We start from the raw sequence: 16441 nt of genomic DNA, 5'->3' as shown, positions 1-16441 counted from the left end.
TTCCTCGTCGGTAACGCGAACTGAAAGGGGGTGTGCCAGGCCGCTATGTCGCTGAAAAGTCAGCGAGCGAAATCAGGCCAGGGCAGTTTTCAGGAGGGCAGTTGCAAAGGAGAGAGAACTGATCGAAGTGTCAGCTTTTAATGTTTTGAGATCAGCGATTTGGCACTGATGTTCGGGATTTATTGGCGGTTGCCAAGCCCGGTTTTCTGTGTTCATTATTATTAGGCCAGCTATGTTTTTGTTGTTGAGCACAGATTGATAAATAGAGCGCCAGAGGTAAATAAGCATTATGGAAACCCCACTTTCCAATTCCGGAAACCCGCCGCCGAAAGCGCTGCAACGGGCACCGCTGGCCCTCAGCGGGCTGGACTTCAAACTGCTCAAAGTGTTCAAGGCCGTGGTCGAGGCAGGAGGCTTCAGTGCCGCGCAAAATGAGCTGAATGTGGGGCTGGCAGCCATCAGCAAGCAGATCTCCGACCTGGAGATTCGCATCGGTATGCGCCTCTGTACGCGGGGTCGAGAGGGCTTTCACCTGACCGAGGAGGGGCGTCTGGTGTATCAGGCGTCGATAGACTTATTTGCCTCGGTCGATAACTTTCGCGACCGGCTTAGTTCGGCGCAAAACGAACTTGTCGGGGATCTTGGTATAGGGGTAATTGATAATACGATCACAGACGAAAAATCACCGTTAGTTGCCGCGCTTAGGCGTATGAACGAAGAGTCTCCGAAGGTGAGGTTTCAACTTCAGGCCGCGCAACTTGATGAGGTTGAAAGAGGTGTCGTGGAAGGGCGGTTAGTGGCGGGAGTTGTGCCGGTTTATCAAAAGCGTGAAGAATTTGATTACTACCCGCTATACGAAGAACGCTCGGAGGTTTATTGCGCGCTCGGCCACCCGCTGTTCACCATGGCGGACGCGGATCTGGGGAGTCACGTACTCAAGGATTACCAGTGCATCAACCATCGCTACGCGATTCATCGTGACAAACTGGAATTTGCCCACTACGACAGCTTTTCCGCTTCGGCCACCCAGGTGGAGGCCGTTGCGCTGCTGATCAAAACGGGGCGTTTCGTGGGTTTCCTGCCGCAGCATTATGCCGCCCCGATGGTCGCGCAGGGGGAGTTGCGCGCGGTGTGCCCGAACCTGATCAACATCGTCACGCCGTTCAGTCTGATCCTGCGCCATAACACGGTACGCAGCCCTTTGGTGAAGGCCTTTGTCCAGGCACTGGGCGTGGATTTAAAAGCCTCGGTTTGATTGTTCAGCGCATTGAACGTCAAATACGAAAACGGGCAGTCAATGCGGATGATTGACCTGGGTTAAGCGTTTCAGCACTTTCAATAACACCGAACCGTTTTATCGAAATGTCCGCTCAGTATTACTTGTAGAGTTCCCAGTGGCGTGCAGTGAAGAGCGGGATATTCGCTTCGATCGAACATCACACCAGCAGGCGCCGCACACTTCGCAGTCCCTGGATCGACTCGATGATGACCGGTTGCAAGTTTTACTCAATATTGATTAAAAACTTGCTCGCCTTGGCGAATTTACTATCCCGCACGACGCGGGTCGTGCGTGCAGCCACCGTTCCAGAAACTCGGCTCAGGGCGACAGCAAACGCCAGCTTTCAGTGATCTCCCGCGCCAGGCGCTTCAGGCGGGAAACCCTGGGCACTTTGGGGCAAATTGCTCCCACCAACCTTCGCGGCTGGGCTGCTGCTGATAGGTCTGCACCTTATCCGCCGCACTGCCCAACAACTCACTCACTGTCGATCCGCGTTTCGCCACGTACGCATCCAGCTCCTCGATGGCATTGCTCAACACCTCATAGCCCCCGGTGAACACCGCCGAAGTCATTTCGGTGGCGCAAGCCCCGGCCAATAGGAAGCGCGCGACATCCAGGCCGCTGCGTGCCCCGTTGGTGGCGATCAGTGGGTAGTCGTCGGCCATTGCCCTGCGCGTCTGCATCACCCAACGGGCAGTGAGTGGCAGTGCCCAGGCGCCACCGATCGCGGCGCTGGTGCCGAGCAAGGGCAGGCCGGTTTCCAGGTCGGGTAGAAAACCCATGAAGCGGCCCATCATCACCACGCTATCGGCTCCGCCTCGACGCGCTGCCTGCGCGAGGCCAACCACATCTTCGCTTTGCCCGGTGAGCTTGATCCACAGGGGCAGGGTGGTTGCTTCGCGCAAGCGGCGCACGATGGCTTCGATTCGCGCCGCGCCTCGTTCCAGCACGATGGCGCCCTTGGCGGCCTCTTCGCCGTGGGGTGCGCCGATGTTCAGTTCCAGCACTCGCAGGCCGGCCTGTTCGATGCGTTGGGCGAATGCGGCGCATTGTTCCAGATCGCTGAGGATCAGGCTGGGAATGACGTAGGCATCCTGCAGGCGGGCTTCGCGGTCGAGCATCGCCAGTTCCTGCAGCCATTCCTCGAAGTCACGCTGTACCAGGCCGGAACGGCCGAACAGGCTGGCGTCGGCCGGCGGCTGGAAGTTCCAGGGCAGGTGGTTCCACTGGGCGTCGAGCAATACGTAGTCGGTCTTGTCCAGTTGCTCCTTGGCCGCTGTCGATTCGTTGGTGGACTTGGCCACTACCGCACCGGCGCCGCTGGCCAGTGCGGCGCGGATGGCGTCGGCGGTCATGGTCTGCTCACCGGCCCCGCAGATCACCGGGTTTTTCAGGGTCAGTTGGCCGATGGTGGTTATCAGGCGTGTCATGTCTGTAGCCTCACAGATTCATCAGGCGGGCGGCGTTGCCGGAGGTCATCTTGCGGATGTCCGCATCGCTGAATTCCAGGTCGATCAACTGGCCGATCACGTTGCGAAAGCCGTCGGCGATGCCCGGGTTGCCTTGCTGGCCCAGGTCGGAGCCGAGGATGGTCAGGTCGACAGTGCCGGCCTCGATTACTTCACGCAGGAAGGTGTCGTCGTAGAACTTGAACTTGGACCCCGGTACCCACATGCACATTGAGTGCTCCATGAACACGCCGTCGCGGGCCAGTTGACGCATGTCGTCCAGGGTCGCGTCCACCACGTAGGTCGGGTGGTTGACCAGCAGGCGCTTGACCCCGCGCAGGCGTGCTTCCTCGAACAGCGGCCAGACCTCGCGGATGTTCAGATGACCTGCCGAGAGCACCACGTCTTTTGCGGCGATCAGGTCTAGGATGGCCTTGACCTCGTCTTTCAGGCGGCCTTCATCGTCGAGCACGGTCAGCGGAATGGGTTGCAGCATGCGTTGGGTGGTCTGCGGGAATTTCTCGACGAACTTCTTATCCTGCTGGTGATGGGCGATGTGGTTGGCCGAGGAGAACGTCGGCATCCAGACCAGTTTTGCGCCGAGGGTCAGGCCATGTTCCACGGCATGAACATTCAGCCCGCCGACAGAGTTGTTCAGTGGTACGCCGGACAGCATGTGCACGTCCAGTTCACTGAAGTGTTTGTTCAACAGGTGGGTCACTGGCGTGCAACTGTAGTAGTGGTCCTTGAGCAGCACAGCCTTCAGGCCCGCTTCAGACGCTTCGCGCATGGCTTCGACGTGGTCGCAGTAACGCGGCATGACCGACGGGCCGCTGTGGCAATGCAGGTCGATGGCGCCCTTGAGCAGGTCGGCAATGTGCGCCTGGCGTTCTGCGCTGATTGGGGTGTCGATGATGGCATTCATGGAAAGTCTCTCTTGTTGTGGTGCGGGTCAGCGGGCCGACCCGTGGAATTGACGGACGTGCTGGCTCCAGCCGGCGCGCAGCAGCGCCTGGTCGGAACCGAGAATGAAAAAGCTCACGCCGCGCGCGGCGAAGCGTTCGAGGTCTTCGAGGTTGGCGACGAACATGCCGGTGGGTTTGCCGGCCGTCTCGGCGGCGTCGAGCACACGGCTGACGGCGTCCTCGACCCGAGGGTCGTCCAGCTGTTCGGCACCCAGGGAAACACTCAGATCGGCGCGCCCGACCAGCAAGCAGTCGATGCGCTCAATGCGCGCCAGTTCGTCAAGGTGGTCCAACGCTTCGCGATCTTCAATCTGGGCGATCACCGCATGGCGGCCATCCTCGGCCAGCAGATGCTCGGGCAGACTGGCGCGGCCGTAGCCACCGGCGCGGGGCGAGTTGGAGAAACCCCGGCTGCCGTTGCGGTAGTACAGCGCCTGCAGCACCGCGTTGGCTTGATCGGCGCTGATGATGTGCGGCAATACCAGGCCGTCGGCACCCAGGTCCAGGGCCTGCTGCAATGTCGCGGGGTGCTTGTCCGGCACCCGCACCAGGCCTGCGGTGCGGGCCGCACGGCAGGCCAGCAGGCTGATGTCGAGGGCGGCGGCATCGAACGGCGCGTGCTCGGCATCGAGCACTACTGCGTCCAGTCCGGAGTCGCCGGCAATTTCGATCACTGCGTGGCTGGGCGTCTTGATAAAGGTGCTGAGCAGTCGCTCGCCCTGGCGCAGACGGCTGGTGAAGTTCATGCCGGCTCGCCTTTGGCCGGGGTGAATTCCGCGTCCTGGTAGTCGATCAGATGGCGGTAGTCGTCGCGGATTGGCGAGAACACATCGAGGTTCATCACCACTTCGTCGCCCAGCGGCTCGGCGTAATGCACCACGTGCGGCGGGATGCGGATCATGCTGCCCGGGCCGCCTTCGACCACTTCGTCGTCCAGGTGAAAGCGCACCCGGCCCTGCACGATGATCACCAGTTGCTCGAAGGTGTGGCTGTGCGGGAACACGTCCATCCCCGGGGTCAGCCAGTTCATCACGCACAAGGTGTCGTCGCCGCGAAAGGCAACGCGCTCGACGCCTTTGCGCACGGTTTCGCGGGGCAGGTCATTCCAGTTGTGAAGCAGGGCCTGGGCGAGACTCATCGGGGTATCTCCGTTTCTTTTATAAGAATGCTGTTTCGTTGTGAGATAAACCTACGCTGGCGTTCGGGGCCCGGTCAAGTGACTTTTTCGACCTTGACAGCGGTTCCTTGTCGACCCTAGGATTGTGTCGTACAAAAAAACAACGTTTCTACAAAAGAAACAAATTAAAGGAAGTGCCGTCCATGCGAGTCATAGAATCCCTGTTGATCGACGGGCAGTGGTCAGCCGGCAATCACCCGCGCCGCGCCGATGTATTCAACCCTGCCAACGGCGAGGTGATCGCCCAGCTGAGCCTGGCCAGTTCCGCCGATCTGGATCGCGCGCTGGCTGCTGCCGCACGCGGCTTCGAGGTGTGGCGCAAGACGTCGGCCTATGAGCGCTCAAAAGTGCTGCGCCGCGCTGCGGATCTGGTGCGCGAGCGTGCCGACGAGATCGCCGCACTGATCACCCTCGAGCAAGGCAAGCCCCTGGCTGAAGCGCGCATGGAAGCCTTTGGCGCCGGCGACCATATCGATTGGTACGCCGAAGAAGGTCGTCGCGCCTACGGCCGGGTGATCCCGGCGCGGGCCAGCGGCGTACGGCAGATGGTGCTGCGCGAGCCGATCGGCCCGGTCGCGGCGTTCAGCCCATGGAACTTCCCGGTCAGCCAACTGGTGCGCAAGATCGCCGGTGCATTGGCAGCCGGCTGCTCGATCATCGCCAAGGGCCCGGAAGAAACGCCGTCTTCGTGCATCGAACTGTGCCGTGCCTTTCAGGATGCCGGCGTGCCTGCGGGCGTGCTGAACCTGGTGTTCGGTGTGCCGGCAGAGGTGTCGGATCAGTTGATCCGCTCGGAGATCATCCGCAAGGTGTCTTTTACCGGTTCCGTGCCGGTCGGCCGTGCGCTCGGTGCCCTCGCGGGCCAGTACCTCAAGCGCTGCACCCTGGAGCTGGGTGGTCATGCTCCGTTTATCGTATGCGACGACGTCGACGTTGACGCGGTCGCCACCCTGGGGGCCAACCTCAAGTTCCGCAACGGTGGGCAGATCTGCGTGTCGCCAACCCGCTTCTATGTGCAGGCCAGCGTCTATGAGCGCTTCGTCGAAACCTTCTGTCGCGTCAGCGCCAGCCTGAAGCTCGGCGATGGCCAGGACGCGAGCACCCAACTCGGCCCCCTGGCCAACCCGCGTCGGGTAACGGCGGCCCAGGAGTATGTCGACGACGCTTTGGCCGTCGGCGCGCAACTGCGCCTCGGTGGGCAGGGCGGCGAGGGCGCAGGCTTTTACTACCCGGCGACCGTGCTAACCGAAGTACCGGAAAACGCCCGGATCATGAGCGAAGAGCCGTTCGCGCCGATTGCCTCGATCGTAGCCTTCGACACCCTGGAAGCAGTAATCGCCAAGGCCAACGGCCTGCCATTTGGCCTTGCGGCATTTGCCTTCACCCGTTCGGTGCAGCGCGCCACATTGCTGGCCGACGAGTTGCAGTCGGGCATGGTCTCGATCAACCACTTTGGCCTCGCCGCGCCAGAAACGCCGTTCGGTGGCGTCAAGGACAGCGGCTACGGCAGTGAAGGTGGCAGCGAAGGGCTGGACGCCTACTTCACCACCAAGTTCGTCAGTCAGGTCGGCTGATTCGTCTTCACCCAGAGAACAACAAGAATGGAAACCTTCGATTACATCGTGATCGGAGCTGGATCGGCCGGCTGTGCGCTCAGCGCACGGTTGGCCCAGGCGGGCAAGCAAGTGCTGCTGCTCGAAGCCGGTCCGGCGGACAATCACCCCTACGTGCACATTCCCGGCACCTTTATCCGCGTGCACGGCACCCGGCGCACCTGGATGTACCGCACTGAGCCCGAGCCCCATGTCAACCAGCGCGAAGTGTTCATTCCCCAGGGTCGCACCCTGGGCGGCGGCAGCTCGGTCAACGCGATGATCTACATTCGCGGCCAGGCCGAAGATTATGAAGAATGGAAAAATGCCGGTTGCCAGGGCTGGGGCTGGTCGGATGTGCTGCCAGTGTTCCGCCGCTGTGAAGCCAATGCCCGACTGGGTGGGCAATTGCACGGCCAACAGGGGCCGCTGAAGGTCAGCGACCCACGGCACAAGCATTTCCTCAGTCGCGCCTTTGTCACGGCGGCTGTCGAAGCGGGCGTGCCGGCCACCGATGACTTCAACGGTGCCAGGCAGGAAGGTGCCGGTTTCTACCAGACCACTACCGCCGATGGGCGCCGCGCCAGTTCAGCTGTGTCGTACCTGCGGCCGCTACGCAAGAATCCCAACCTTAAGGTCATGACGGGTATCCACGTCAGCCGTTTGCAGTTCGACGGTTTGCGGGTGGTGGGCGTGCAGGCACAGGATGAGGCCGGCCGCGGCTTGAGTTTCCGCGCCCGTGGCGAAGTGATCGTCAGCGCCGGGGCCATCGCTTCGCCGAAGCTGCTGATGCTCTCCGGGATCGGCCCGCGTGAGCATTTGCAGGCAATGGGCATCGACGTGCGGGTGGACGCCCCCGAAGTCGGCGAGAACTTCCAGGACCACCTCAGCGCCTCGGTCTACGCCCAGACCCGCCAGCCGTCGAGCCTGCTGGGGCACGACCGTGGCCTGCGCGCCATCGGCCATGGCCTGAAATACCTGGCCACGCGCCACGGCCTGCTGAGCTCCAACGTGGTGGAAAGCGGAGCGTTCGTCGATGCCACCGGCTGTGGTCGGCCGGACGTGCAATTTCATGTGGTGCCGGCACTGGTCGGCGATATCGACCGCATGCCGCCGGCCGGTCATGGCATTTCCGTCAACCCTTGTGCGCTGCGCCCGCGTTCCCGAGGCCGTCTGCGCCTGAAAAGCGCCGACCCGCTGGCGCAGGTGGCGCTCAACGCCAACTACCTGAGTGATCCCGAGGACATGCGCACCCTGGTTGCCGGAGTGAAGCTGGCCCGCAAGATCTTGCGCGCGCCGGCACTGGCCAATGTGGTCGAACGCATGCTGATGCTGCCGGAAAGCGACGACGTGCCCGACACGGTGTTCGAAGACTACGTACGCACCGTCGCCAAGACCGTATTCCATCCCGCCGGTACCTGCCGGATGGGCTCGGACGCTGCCGCCGTGGTCGACCCAACACTGCGCGTGCGCGGCGTGCAGGGGCTGCGGGTGGCTGATGCGTCGATCATGCCGACGATCGTCAGTGGCAACACCAATGCGCCTTGCATCATGATCGGCGAGCGCTGCGCCGATTTCATCCTGTCGGCTCAGGCCTGATAGGGCTCGCTTCACCAACACAACAATTACAAAAAGGGTACTGCGATGAAGCTCATAGCCCGTAACACGTTCGACAACGAGCAGGACAGCGTGCTGTACAACCGCATCGCCTGGCGGTTGCTGCCGTTCCTGTTCGTGCTCTACATCATTGCCTTTCTCGACCGGGTCAACGTCGGTTTTGCCAAGCTGCAGATGTCGGCCGATATCGGGCTGAGCGACATGGCCTTCGGCTTCGGCGCCGGGGTGTTTTTCATCGGCTACTGCCTGTGCGAGATCCCCAGCAATATGATGCTGCAACGGGTCGGGGCACGGTTCTGGATCACCCGGATCATGGTGATGTGGGGGATCCTGTCGGTGTCGATGATGTTCGTGCAGACGCCGAACCAGTTCTACGTCATGCGCTTTCTGCTCGGCATGGCCGAGGCTGGGTTTTATCCGGGGGTGGTGTTGTACATGACCTACTGGTTTCCCTCGTATGCCCGTTCCCAGGCCATGGCCTGGTTCAACCTGGGGATTGCCATGGCCGGAGTGCTGGGCAGTCCGTTATCGGGCTGGATCATGCAGACCTTCGCGGGCGTCCATGGGCTTGCCGGCTGGCAATGGTTGTTCCTGATCGAGGGCACGCCGGCGGTGATTCTCGGCATCGTGGTGTTCTTCTATCTGGATGATCGTCCGGGCAATGTCCACTGGCTGAGCCCTGAACAGAACCAGCGGGTGGTGCGTCAACTGGCGGCGCAGCGTCAGGAGCAGGAGCACGCGGGGGCCGGGCACAACTTCCGTGCGGCGTTCGTCAACAAGGACCTGTGGCGATTGATCTATGTGAACTTTGCCTTGTTGTGCGGCACTTATGGCGTGAGCTTCTGGCTGCCGCAGATCGTGCAGGGGCTGGGCATCAAGAGCCTGACCCACACCGGCCTGATCGCAGCGATTCCTTTTGCGGTCGCGTCGGTGGTGATGCTGGTGGTCAGCCGACATTCGGACCGCACCCGCGAGCGGCGTTGGCACGGCACCCTGTGCAACCTGGCCTCGGCAGCGGGCCTGGCGATAGCGGCGTTTTTCCACGATCAGCCGGTGCTTTCGTTGGCCGGCTTGAGCCTGGCGATGTCCGGTGGCCTGGCCGGGTTCTGCGTGCTCTGGGCTTTGCCTGGCGTATTGCTGACCGGTACTGCGGCAGCGGCCGGTATTGCGCTGATCGCCACTATCGGCAATCTGGGCGGCTACGCCAGCCCGTTCATGATGGGCTGGGTGAAGCAGGGTAGCGGGCACTTGGAGTACGGCTTGTATGTGCTGGCGGTAATGACCCTGCTGGGTGCCTACACAATGTTCTCGGTGAAGCTGCCGCAACAGGATCGCGCCAAGGTTGCAGCGGAGCCTGCCAGTATTTGATGTCGTAGACCAACACAAGCGTTTCGCCGAGCGATACAATCGGGCCTTTCCCCAAAGCCCCATGCGAGGTGAACGCTTGAACCAGGATGATGAAAAGCCTGCCACTGGTCCGGCCCTGCTCGAATCGGTGGAGATGGTCTTCCGCCTGCTCGATGAACTGACCGCTGCGCGGCGCCCGCTCGGGGTCACCGAGCTGGCCCAACAGCTGCAAACGGCCAAGCCGCGCACCTACCGGCACCTGGCTTCGATGCGCCAGTTGGGGATCCTCGAGCAGGACCCGACCACCGAGAAATACATGCTCGGTTCGCGCCTGGTGGCCTATGGTGAAGCCGCTGGCGAACAGTTCGACCTGCGCGCCATCGCCGATCCCTACCTGACCCGCATTCGCGATGCCACCGGCCAAACGGCCTTGCTCGCTGTCGCCACCCACGACACGGCACTGGTGGTGTCCTGTGTCGAATCCAAGGCCAACGTGTGCATTTCGGTGAAACCTGGCAACCGTGTGCTGCCGTATTGTTCGGCTCAGGGCCGCACGGTACTGGCATTCGCCGATACCGCCAGCCAGCAACGGGTGATGCGCCGCAAGATGCCGCAACTGACGCCCGTAACCCTGCACGAACCGGAGGCGTTGGCCCAGCGCCTGGCGCTGATTCGCGAGCGTCTGTATGACGATGCGGACGGCGAGGTGACCATAGGGATCAACGCCGTGTGCTGTCCGATTTTTCGCGACAACGACCAGATCGTCGGCACCATCGGCATCGTCGGGCCAAGCGCGGCGATCCCGTCGCCACCACCGGCGGCAATGTTGCGCGAGTTGCAGTCGGCGGCGGCGGAGATCAGCGAGCGTTTACATGCGGGAACCTACCAGCGCCTCTAGGCGCTGGCGGTCATGGCAGGGGCCGGATCCGGCTCCTGTGTGGGTGGCGCTTCAGAGGATGTTGATCGGGTACTCGGTAATGACCCGCACTTCGTTGAAGTTCAGCCCGCGATCGGGGCTGCGGAAACTGGCCTGGCGGATGCGAAAGGAAAGGTCCTTGGCCGACCCGGATTGCACCACGTACTTGAGCTCCAGGTCGCGTTCCCAGGCGCGACCGTTGTCGGTTTGCGCGGTATGGAAATCGGTGCCGCGCAGGTAGCGGCCCATGAAATTCAGGCCCGGCATGCCGACGCCCGCAAAGTTGAAGTCGTAACGGGCCTGCCACGAACGTTCGTTCTCGTAGTTGAAGTCCGAATATTGCACGGAGTTAGCCAAAAAAACCGTGCTGTTGCCATCCACACCGTAGGTGTAGTTGCCGGTGCCGGTCACCCGCTGATGGGCGACCATGAAGGTATGTGGCCCGGCCGCCAATGCGGCCGACAAACTCCAGATACGGTTATCCAGGATGCCGCCCAATTGCCGGCCTTCACTCTGGGTGTCATACCCGTTGAAATCGAACGTTGCCGCTAAACCCTCGCTGATCGGTAACGCCAATGTGCTGCCCAGGTAATATTTGCGCCAGTAATCCCCGACATCGGAATGATAGGCGCGCACGTTCAATTGTTTATTGACGGTGTAGTTGCCACCGAACAAGTCCAGCGAGGTCATGCCACCGCTGTCGTGTTCACTCTGATCGCGGCTGCGCAAAGCCGTGAAGTGGCCGGCGTGCAGCGTCAGATCGGGGATTTCCTTGCTGGTGACCAGCCAGCCCTCGGTGGTTTCGGGCAACAGACGGTTATCGCTGGTGGCGAGTACCGGCAGGTTCATCAGTTGCTCGCCGAACTTGAAGATCGTTTTCGAGAACCGCGCTTTTACTGCAGCGCCACCCTTGGAATAGCTGCTCTTGGCACCGTCGCTGTCTTCCTCCAATAGCAGCGTGCCACCGCCTTTGCGCCCCCCGCCAGTGTCCAGTTTCAAGCCGAGCAGGGCGATGCCGTCCACCCCGAAGCCAACGGTCCCCGGCGTATAGCCGGACTCGAAGAGGCCAATGAAACCCTGCGCCCATTCTTCGGAGTAGTTCTGTGAAGTGCGGTCGTCGAGGAAGTTGCGATTCATGTAGAAGTTGCGTGCTTTTATCGAGAAGTGCGCATCTTCGACAAAGCCACCCGTGTCGGCCATGGCATTGCAGGAGAGGGCGCAAGTAACAGCCAGTGCCAATGTGGTCTTCTTAGCATTCATGTAGTTATTTTCCAGGCGTGTGCGTGAGCGCACGGCCGTCATCAAGGCGATGACGGCCGTGGGTTCAAGTTCGATAAATCAGGAAGTGTGTTGGCGGACGATTGGATTATTGGAATTGTTCGTTAGGCATTTGTCTCCGAAGTGGTTAGTTGGCCGATTACACCAGTTGGTCGATCAGGGTTTTCTGAAAGGCGACGGTTTGCGCGTCGGGTTGTTGAGACTCGAGCATTGCGAGCAACGGGTCCTGCACGTCGGTGCGAATGCCACTGAGCGCCTCGATGGCCGCCAACCCGCAGAACGGCACATAGGCTTCGGCGTAACCGCCTTCGTGCACCAGCACCAGTTTGCCGTCGCACAGGCGTTCGGCTGCCTCGCGGGTCAGACGGGTCAGTTCGCGGTAGCTGTCGCTGTGCAAAAGCATGCGCCCCAGAGGGTCGACGCCGCTGGCGTCATAACCGCAGGCAACGATGATCAGTTGCGGGCGATAACGCTCCAGCGCCGGCAGCACCATGCGTTGCATGGCGTGCAGATAAGCCTCATGGCCGCTGCCTGGTGGAAGGGGCACATTGACGTTGAGCCCGGCTCCAGCACCGCTGCCGGTATCGTGTTCGCCGGTGTAGCCGCGGGGGTAGGCGCGCTGCTGATGGATCGACAGTGTCAACACGTCGTCGCGTTCGTAGTAGATCGTCTGGGTGCCGTTGCCGTGGTGCACGTCCCAGTCGAGCACCGCCACACGCTCGATGCCGAATTGCTCGCGAGCGATCTCGATGGCGATGGCGATGTTGTTCAGGTAGCAGAAACCCATGGCCTGATCGGGCAGGGCGTGGTGGCCGGGCGGGCGGCTGAGCACGTAGGCGTTGTCCAGTTCGCCTTGCAGCACCTGGTTGACGGCCGCACTGACCAGACCTGCCGATACCCGGGCGACCTCATAGGTGGCCGGGCCGACCGGTGCGCCCGGGTCGAGCAGGCCACCGCCGTTGGCGCACAGTTGGCGAAAGCGCTGCAGGTACTCGGGCGTGTGCACCTTGAGCATCTGCGCCATGGACACCGGCTCGCCGCCGCGCTGCACCAGCGACTTGCCCAGGCCCGAGACTTCCACCAGGTTTTTCAGGCGGCGCTTGGACTCCGGTGATTCGGCGTGGGCGGCACCCGACGGTGGTTCGACCCAGCCACCCACGGGCAAGGTCAGGGCGAACAGGCCACCGCTGTGCCAGAAGCAGTGTTCATCGTGAAAAAATCCGCTGTTGCTCATTTCTATTCCTTGTATCAGGGCAGGCTCAGCCTGCGGTGCCAACAGCGGCCACGGGCCCAGCCTGGGAGCGCACCCGGGCCATCACCAACGCGGCGGCGAGGTTCAGGGCGGCGAGGATAAACAGGCCGTATTCCAGGTGACCACTGGACTGCTTTATCCAGCCCATCATGAACGGGCTGGCGTAGCCGCCGAGGTTGCCGACAGTGGTCATCAGGGCGATACCGACTCCGGTGGCGGCGCCGGTCAGCAGCGTGCCGGGGATCGCCCACAGCACGTTGAATGCCGAGAGGCTGCCGGCCATCGCCAGGCACAGGCTGGCGAGGCACAACAGTGGCTGGTTGTGGAAAGTCGCGCTGAGAGCCAGGCCCAGGCACGCGGCGAGGATCGACAACGAGGCGTGCCAACGGCGTTCGCGGGTACGGTCCGAATGCTTGCCGACAAGCAGCATGCACACCGAGCCCACGGCGAACGGCACAGCCGACAACAGGCCGGTCTCCAACAGGGTCTGCTCACCCAGATTGCGGATAATCTGCGGCAGCCAGAACGACACACCGTAGGTGCCGCACAACAGGGCGAAATTGACGAACACCAGGCACCACAACGCACGGTGGCGGAAGGCGCTACGCAAGGTGTGGGTGGCACCCGCCTGCTCGTGCTCCCGACGTTGGCGGTCGAGGTCGGCGACCACCTTGGCATTCTGTGCGGCGCTCAGCCAGCGCACCTTGCCGGGGCGGTCATCGAGGTAGAAGAACACCACGATGCCGAGGAGCACCGCCGGCAGGCCTTCGAGCAAAAACAGCCATTGCCAGCCGGCCAGGCCGTGCATGCCGGCAAAGGTCTGCATGATCCAGCCCGACAGCGGCCCGCCGATTACGCCGGCAAAACCCACGCCCAGGCTCAGACAGGCCAGGCCCTGGGATTGCGCATAGGACGGCAGCCAGTACGTCAGGTACAGCACGATGCCAGGGTAGAAACCGGCTTCGGCCACCCCGAGCAGGAAACGCAGGATATAGAACGAAGTGGGGGTGGAAACGAACATCATCGAGGTCGAAATGATGCCCCAGACCACCATGATCCGGGCGATCCACAAGCGTGCGCCGACACGCTGCATCATCATGTTGCTGGGGATCTCGAACAGGCAGTAGCCGAGGAAAAATACCCCGGCGCCAAAACCGAAGGCCATGTCGCTCAGGCCCACATCGGCGGCCATCTGCAATTTGGCGAAGCCGACGTTGACGCGGTCGAGGAAGGCCACGACGTAGAGCACGAAAAGGAACGGCAAGATGCGCCAGGCGATGCGGTTGTACAGCGAGCAATCCTGGTCGCTGACAAAGGTGTTGCGGGAAATGAGGTTCATCAGAGGCTCTCTGGAATTATCGGGCAGCCTGCATGCAAGGCAGGCAAAAAAGCTTTTTTTGGGCAGTGAGCGGTAAAACGGGACTTCGCTATTTTGTTTTTTTCTGCGAAACGCTGTTTCTCTGTGTGGTCGCGATATTAAGAAGCCCTCCGAGTGGATGTCAAGGATTGACGGGATGAATGGGCAACGGCGTGCCGTTGCCCCAGGTTCAGCGGCGGGATAGAGAGCGCGAGAGCAATAGCAGCAAGGTGGCGAACAGCACCATGATGGTCGCGGCGGCCAGCAGCACCGGGCTCAGGGCTTCGCGGGCGGTGGTGAACATTTCCCGCGGCAGGGTGCGTTGGTCGGGGCCGGCGAGGAACAGCGTCACCACCACTTCGTCCAGCGAGGTGGCGAAGGCGAACAGGGCGCCCGAGACCAGCCCCGGCGAAATCAGCGGCAAGGTCACCTGGCGCAGCGTGACCCAGGGTGTCGCGCCCATGCTGGCGGCCGCCCACAACAGGCGCTGGTTCAAGCCGCCGAGCGCAGCACCGACGTTGACGATGACGAAGGGCACCGCCAGGGTCGTGTGCGCCAGCACCAGGCCCAGGTAGCTGCGGGTCAGACCTGCACTGGAGAACACGAAGTACATGCCGACCCCGACGATCACCGCCGGCACGATCATCGGCGCGATCAGCAGCACTTCGATCACCCGCTTGCCAGGCATCGAAGGGTGACGCAGGCCGAGCGCCGCCAGCCCCCCCAGCAACACCGCGAGGGCGGTGCTGGTCAGGGCGATGGCAAAGCTGTTGGCCAGCGCGCCGAGCCATTGGCTGGAGCCGAAAAACTGCTCGTACCAGTGCAAGGTGAAGCTGCCCAACGGCAGCGACATGTAGCGGTTGTCGCTGAACGACAGCGGCAAGACCACCAGGATCGGCAGCAGCAGGAACGCCAGCACCAGCACGCCACTGAGCGACAGGCTCAAATTGCCGAACCACGCCAGTGGCCCGCGGTTGGGATTGCGGATCATCGTTTTGCTCCTTCGTGGCCGCGCCGAGCCAGGTGCGCCTGGACCAGATAAAGCAGGGTGGTGGCTACCAACAAAATCAGTCCGAGGGCTGACGCCAGGCCCCAGTTGAGGGTGCCGGTGGTGAATTGCGCGATGTAGAAGCTGATCATCTGGTCGGCAGGTCCGCCCAGCAGCGCGGGGGTGATGTAGAAGCCCAGGGTGACGATGAACACCATCAGCGCGCCGGCTGCCAGGCCTGGCAGCACTTGCGGCAGGTAGACCTGGAAGAACACTCGCAATGGCCGCGCGCCCATGGAATAGGCCGCCTGCACCAGCAAACGGTTACAGCCGGCCATGGCCGCCAGCAGCGGGAAGACCATGAACGGCAGCATCACGTGGACCAGCGCCAGGATCACCCCGAAGCGGTTGTAGAGCAGGTGCAAGGGGCTGTCGACCAGGCCCAGGCGCAGCAGCCAGGCGTTGACCAGGCCCTGGTCCTGCAACAACACCATCCAGGCAGTGGTACGCACCAGAATCGAGGTCCAGAACGGCAGCAGGATCAACAGCAGCAAGGCGTTGCGGGTGCGCGGCGTACGCTTGTCGAGGAAGGCGCACAGTGGGAACGCCAGCAGCACACAGACCAGCGTGGTGATTGCCGCAATGCCGAAGGTGCGCCCGAGAATGGCCCGGTACAGCCCGGTTTCCTCTTTGGCCACCAAACCATCGCGGTAGTCGTGCTTCAGATCCACCGCTGACAGCAGGTGATAGCTGCCGACCGGCCCCGTGGCGCGCTTGAAAGTCTGCCACGTCGCGTTGTCCAGCCAGCGCGGATCGAGGGCCTGCAGCGAGGCCGCCGTGCCGTCCAGTTGCGCCGCTTCACGGCGCGCGGCGGTCAACAGGGCACGCAGTGCCGGTGCCTCATACGCCAGACGTCGTGCTGCTGCCGCGAGCTCTCGCGGTTGCACCTGGCGCAGGTCCTTCACCAGTGGCGCGAACAGGCGTTCGTCCGGCGCCGAGGTGCCGTCCCAGTTGGCAACCGCCAGGGCCGTGGCGGGCAACGCTTCAGTCAGTTCCGGATCGGCCACGGCGCGCCACAACAGCGTGCCGATGGGGCCGACGAAGGTCAGCAGCAGGAACAGCACCAACGGAGCCAGCAGGCCATAGGCCCGCCACAGCGCGGCGCGATCCTTGCGCGCCACCACCGGGATGGCGTTGTCGAAGGCGAGAGCACTCATGTGATTTC

At 62.3% G+C, this 16441-nt stretch carries 14 protein-coding genes; 5 read left to right on the top strand and 9 right to left on the bottom strand.

Features of this window, described 5'->3' with window-relative positions; all coding sequences use genetic code 11:
- Positions 1-289: 289 nt before the first annotated feature.
- The gene (locus KW062_RS17605; RefSeq protein ID WP_027616349.1) at positions 290-1255 is read left to right on the top strand and encodes a LysR family transcriptional regulator; all 966 of its coding nucleotides are present in this window, start codon (positions 290-292) and stop codon (positions 1253-1255) included.
- 392 nt (positions 1256-1647) lie between these two features.
- Here KW062_RS17605 and KW062_RS17600 read toward each other — a convergent pair whose 3' ends face one another.
- Genes KW062_RS17600 through KW062_RS17585 form a run of 4 tightly spaced genes read right to left on the bottom strand, consistent with a single transcriptional unit; the run spans position 1648 to position 4830 of the window.
- Positions 1648-2709, bottom strand: coding sequence for a dihydroorotate dehydrogenase (locus tag KW062_RS17600; protein ID WP_105754591.1), 1062 nt, complete (start codon positions 2707-2709; stop codon positions 1648-1650).
- A 10-nt stretch (positions 2710-2719) separates the two neighbouring features.
- The gene (locus KW062_RS17595; protein ID WP_027616351.1) at positions 2720-3652 is read right to left on the bottom strand and encodes a DUF6282 family protein; all 933 of its coding nucleotides are present in this window, start codon (positions 3650-3652) and stop codon (positions 2720-2722) included.
- A 27-nt stretch (positions 3653-3679) separates the two neighbouring features.
- Positions 3680-4438, bottom strand: a complete 759-nt coding sequence (locus tag KW062_RS17590; RefSeq protein WP_027616352.1) for an HpcH/HpaI aldolase family protein — start codon at positions 4436-4438, stop codon at positions 3680-3682.
- Entirely contained in the window at positions 4435-4830 is a 396-nt protein-coding gene (locus tag KW062_RS17585) for a cupin domain-containing protein (RefSeq protein ID WP_027616353.1), read from the bottom strand. Before KW062_RS17585 ends, KW062_RS17590 begins: the two co-directional genes overlap by 4 nt.
- A 182-nt stretch (positions 4831-5012) precedes the next feature.
- Here KW062_RS17585 and KW062_RS17580 point away from each other — a divergent pair, with 182 nt between their 5' ends.
- From KW062_RS17580 to KW062_RS17565, 4 genes are all read left to right on the top strand, one after another.
- Positions 5013-6443, top strand: a complete 1431-nt coding sequence (locus KW062_RS17580; RefSeq protein ID WP_105754590.1) for an NAD-dependent succinate-semialdehyde dehydrogenase — start codon at positions 5013-5015, stop codon at positions 6441-6443.
- A 27-nt stretch (positions 6444-6470) separates the two neighbouring features.
- Positions 6471-8060 carry a GMC family oxidoreductase gene (locus KW062_RS17575; protein WP_027616355.1) on the top strand — a complete coding sequence of 530 codons (1590 nt, stop codon included), beginning with the start codon at positions 6471-6473 and terminating at the stop codon, positions 8058-8060.
- 45 nt (positions 8061-8105) lie between these two features.
- A complete protein-coding gene (locus KW062_RS17570; RefSeq protein ID WP_027616356.1) occupies positions 8106-9446 on the top strand; it encodes an MFS transporter in 1341 nt (446 codons plus the stop codon).
- A gap of 76 nt (positions 9447-9522) precedes the next feature.
- A complete protein-coding gene (locus tag KW062_RS17565; protein ID WP_256350807.1) occupies positions 9523-10323 on the top strand; it encodes an IclR family transcriptional regulator in 801 nt (266 codons plus the stop codon).
- Between the two features lie 51 nt (positions 10324-10374).
- On the opposite strand, the gene KW062_RS17560 is transcribed toward KW062_RS17565, so the two are convergent.
- The 5 genes from KW062_RS17560 to KW062_RS17540 form a co-directional block, all read right to left on the bottom strand.
- Positions 10375-11601 (bottom strand): OprD family porin, encoded by a 1227-nt coding sequence (locus KW062_RS17560; RefSeq protein WP_027616358.1) that lies wholly within the window; start codon positions 11599-11601, stop codon positions 10375-10377.
- Between the two features lie 157 nt (positions 11602-11758).
- Positions 11759-12853: a class II histone deacetylase gene (locus tag KW062_RS17555; RefSeq protein WP_027616359.1), complete on the bottom strand. Its 1095-nt coding sequence runs from the start codon at positions 12851-12853 to the stop codon at positions 11759-11761.
- Positions 12854-12878: 25 nt separating this feature from the next.
- Positions 12879-14210: an MFS transporter gene (locus KW062_RS17550; RefSeq protein WP_027616360.1), complete on the bottom strand. Its 1332-nt coding sequence runs from the start codon at positions 14208-14210 to the stop codon at positions 12879-12881.
- A gap of 208 nt (positions 14211-14418) precedes the next feature.
- Entirely contained in the window at positions 14419-15216 is a 798-nt protein-coding gene (locus tag KW062_RS17545; protein ID WP_027616361.1) for an ABC transporter permease, read from the bottom strand.
- The gene (locus tag KW062_RS17540; RefSeq protein WP_027616362.1) at positions 15216-16433 is read right to left on the bottom strand and encodes an ABC transporter permease; all 1218 of its coding nucleotides are present in this window, start codon (positions 16431-16433) and stop codon (positions 15216-15218) included. Before KW062_RS17540 ends, KW062_RS17545 begins: the two co-directional genes overlap by 1 nt.
- Positions 16434-16441: the final 8 nt, after the last annotated feature.

Origin of the sequence: Pseudomonas fluorescens, from assembly GCF_019212185.1 — a bacterium.
Taxonomy (GTDB): domain Bacteria; phylum Pseudomonadota; class Gammaproteobacteria; order Pseudomonadales; family Pseudomonadaceae; genus Aquipseudomonas.
The sequence above is the reverse complement of the archived record's forward strand: the minus strand, read 5'-3'. Positions and strand labels throughout refer to the sequence as shown.

What these genes read in the sequence shown, in the direction of transcription:
- KW062_RS17605 (WP_027616349.1), top strand. Translation starts at nt 290, where the DNA reads ATGGAAACCCCACTTTCCAATTCCGGAAACCCGCCGCCGAAAGCGCTG.
- KW062_RS17600 (WP_105754591.1), bottom strand. Translation starts at nt 2,709, where the DNA reads ATGACACGCCTGATAACCACCATCGGCCAACTGACCCTGAAAAACCCG.
- KW062_RS17595 (WP_027616351.1), bottom strand. Translation starts at nt 3,652, where the DNA reads ATGAATGCCATCATCGACACCCCAATCAGCGCAGAACGCCAGGCGCAC.
- KW062_RS17590 (WP_027616352.1), bottom strand. Translation starts at nt 4,438, where the DNA reads ATGAACTTCACCAGCCGTCTGCGCCAGGGCGAGCGACTGCTCAGCACC.
- KW062_RS17585 (WP_027616353.1), bottom strand. Translation starts at nt 4,830, where the DNA reads ATGAGTCTCGCCCAGGCCCTGCTTCACAACTGGAATGACCTGCCCCGC.
- KW062_RS17580 (WP_105754590.1), top strand. Translation starts at nt 5,013, where the DNA reads ATGCGAGTCATAGAATCCCTGTTGATCGACGGGCAGTGGTCAGCCGGC.
- KW062_RS17575 (WP_027616355.1), top strand. Translation starts at nt 6,471, where the DNA reads ATGGAAACCTTCGATTACATCGTGATCGGAGCTGGATCGGCCGGCTGT.
- KW062_RS17570 (WP_027616356.1), top strand. Translation starts at nt 8,106, where the DNA reads ATGAAGCTCATAGCCCGTAACACGTTCGACAACGAGCAGGACAGCGTG.
- KW062_RS17560 (WP_027616358.1), bottom strand. Translation starts at nt 11,601, where the DNA reads ATGAATGCTAAGAAGACCACATTGGCACTGGCTGTTACTTGCGCCCTC.
- KW062_RS17555 (WP_027616359.1), bottom strand. Translation starts at nt 12,853, where the DNA reads ATGAGCAACAGCGGATTTTTTCACGATGAACACTGCTTCTGGCACAGC.
- KW062_RS17550 (WP_027616360.1), bottom strand. Translation starts at nt 14,210, where the DNA reads ATGAACCTCATTTCCCGCAACACCTTTGTCAGCGACCAGGATTGCTCG.
- KW062_RS17540 (WP_027616362.1), bottom strand. Translation starts at nt 16,433, where the DNA reads ATGAGTGCTCTCGCCTTCGACAACGCCATCCCGGTGGTGGCGCGCAAG.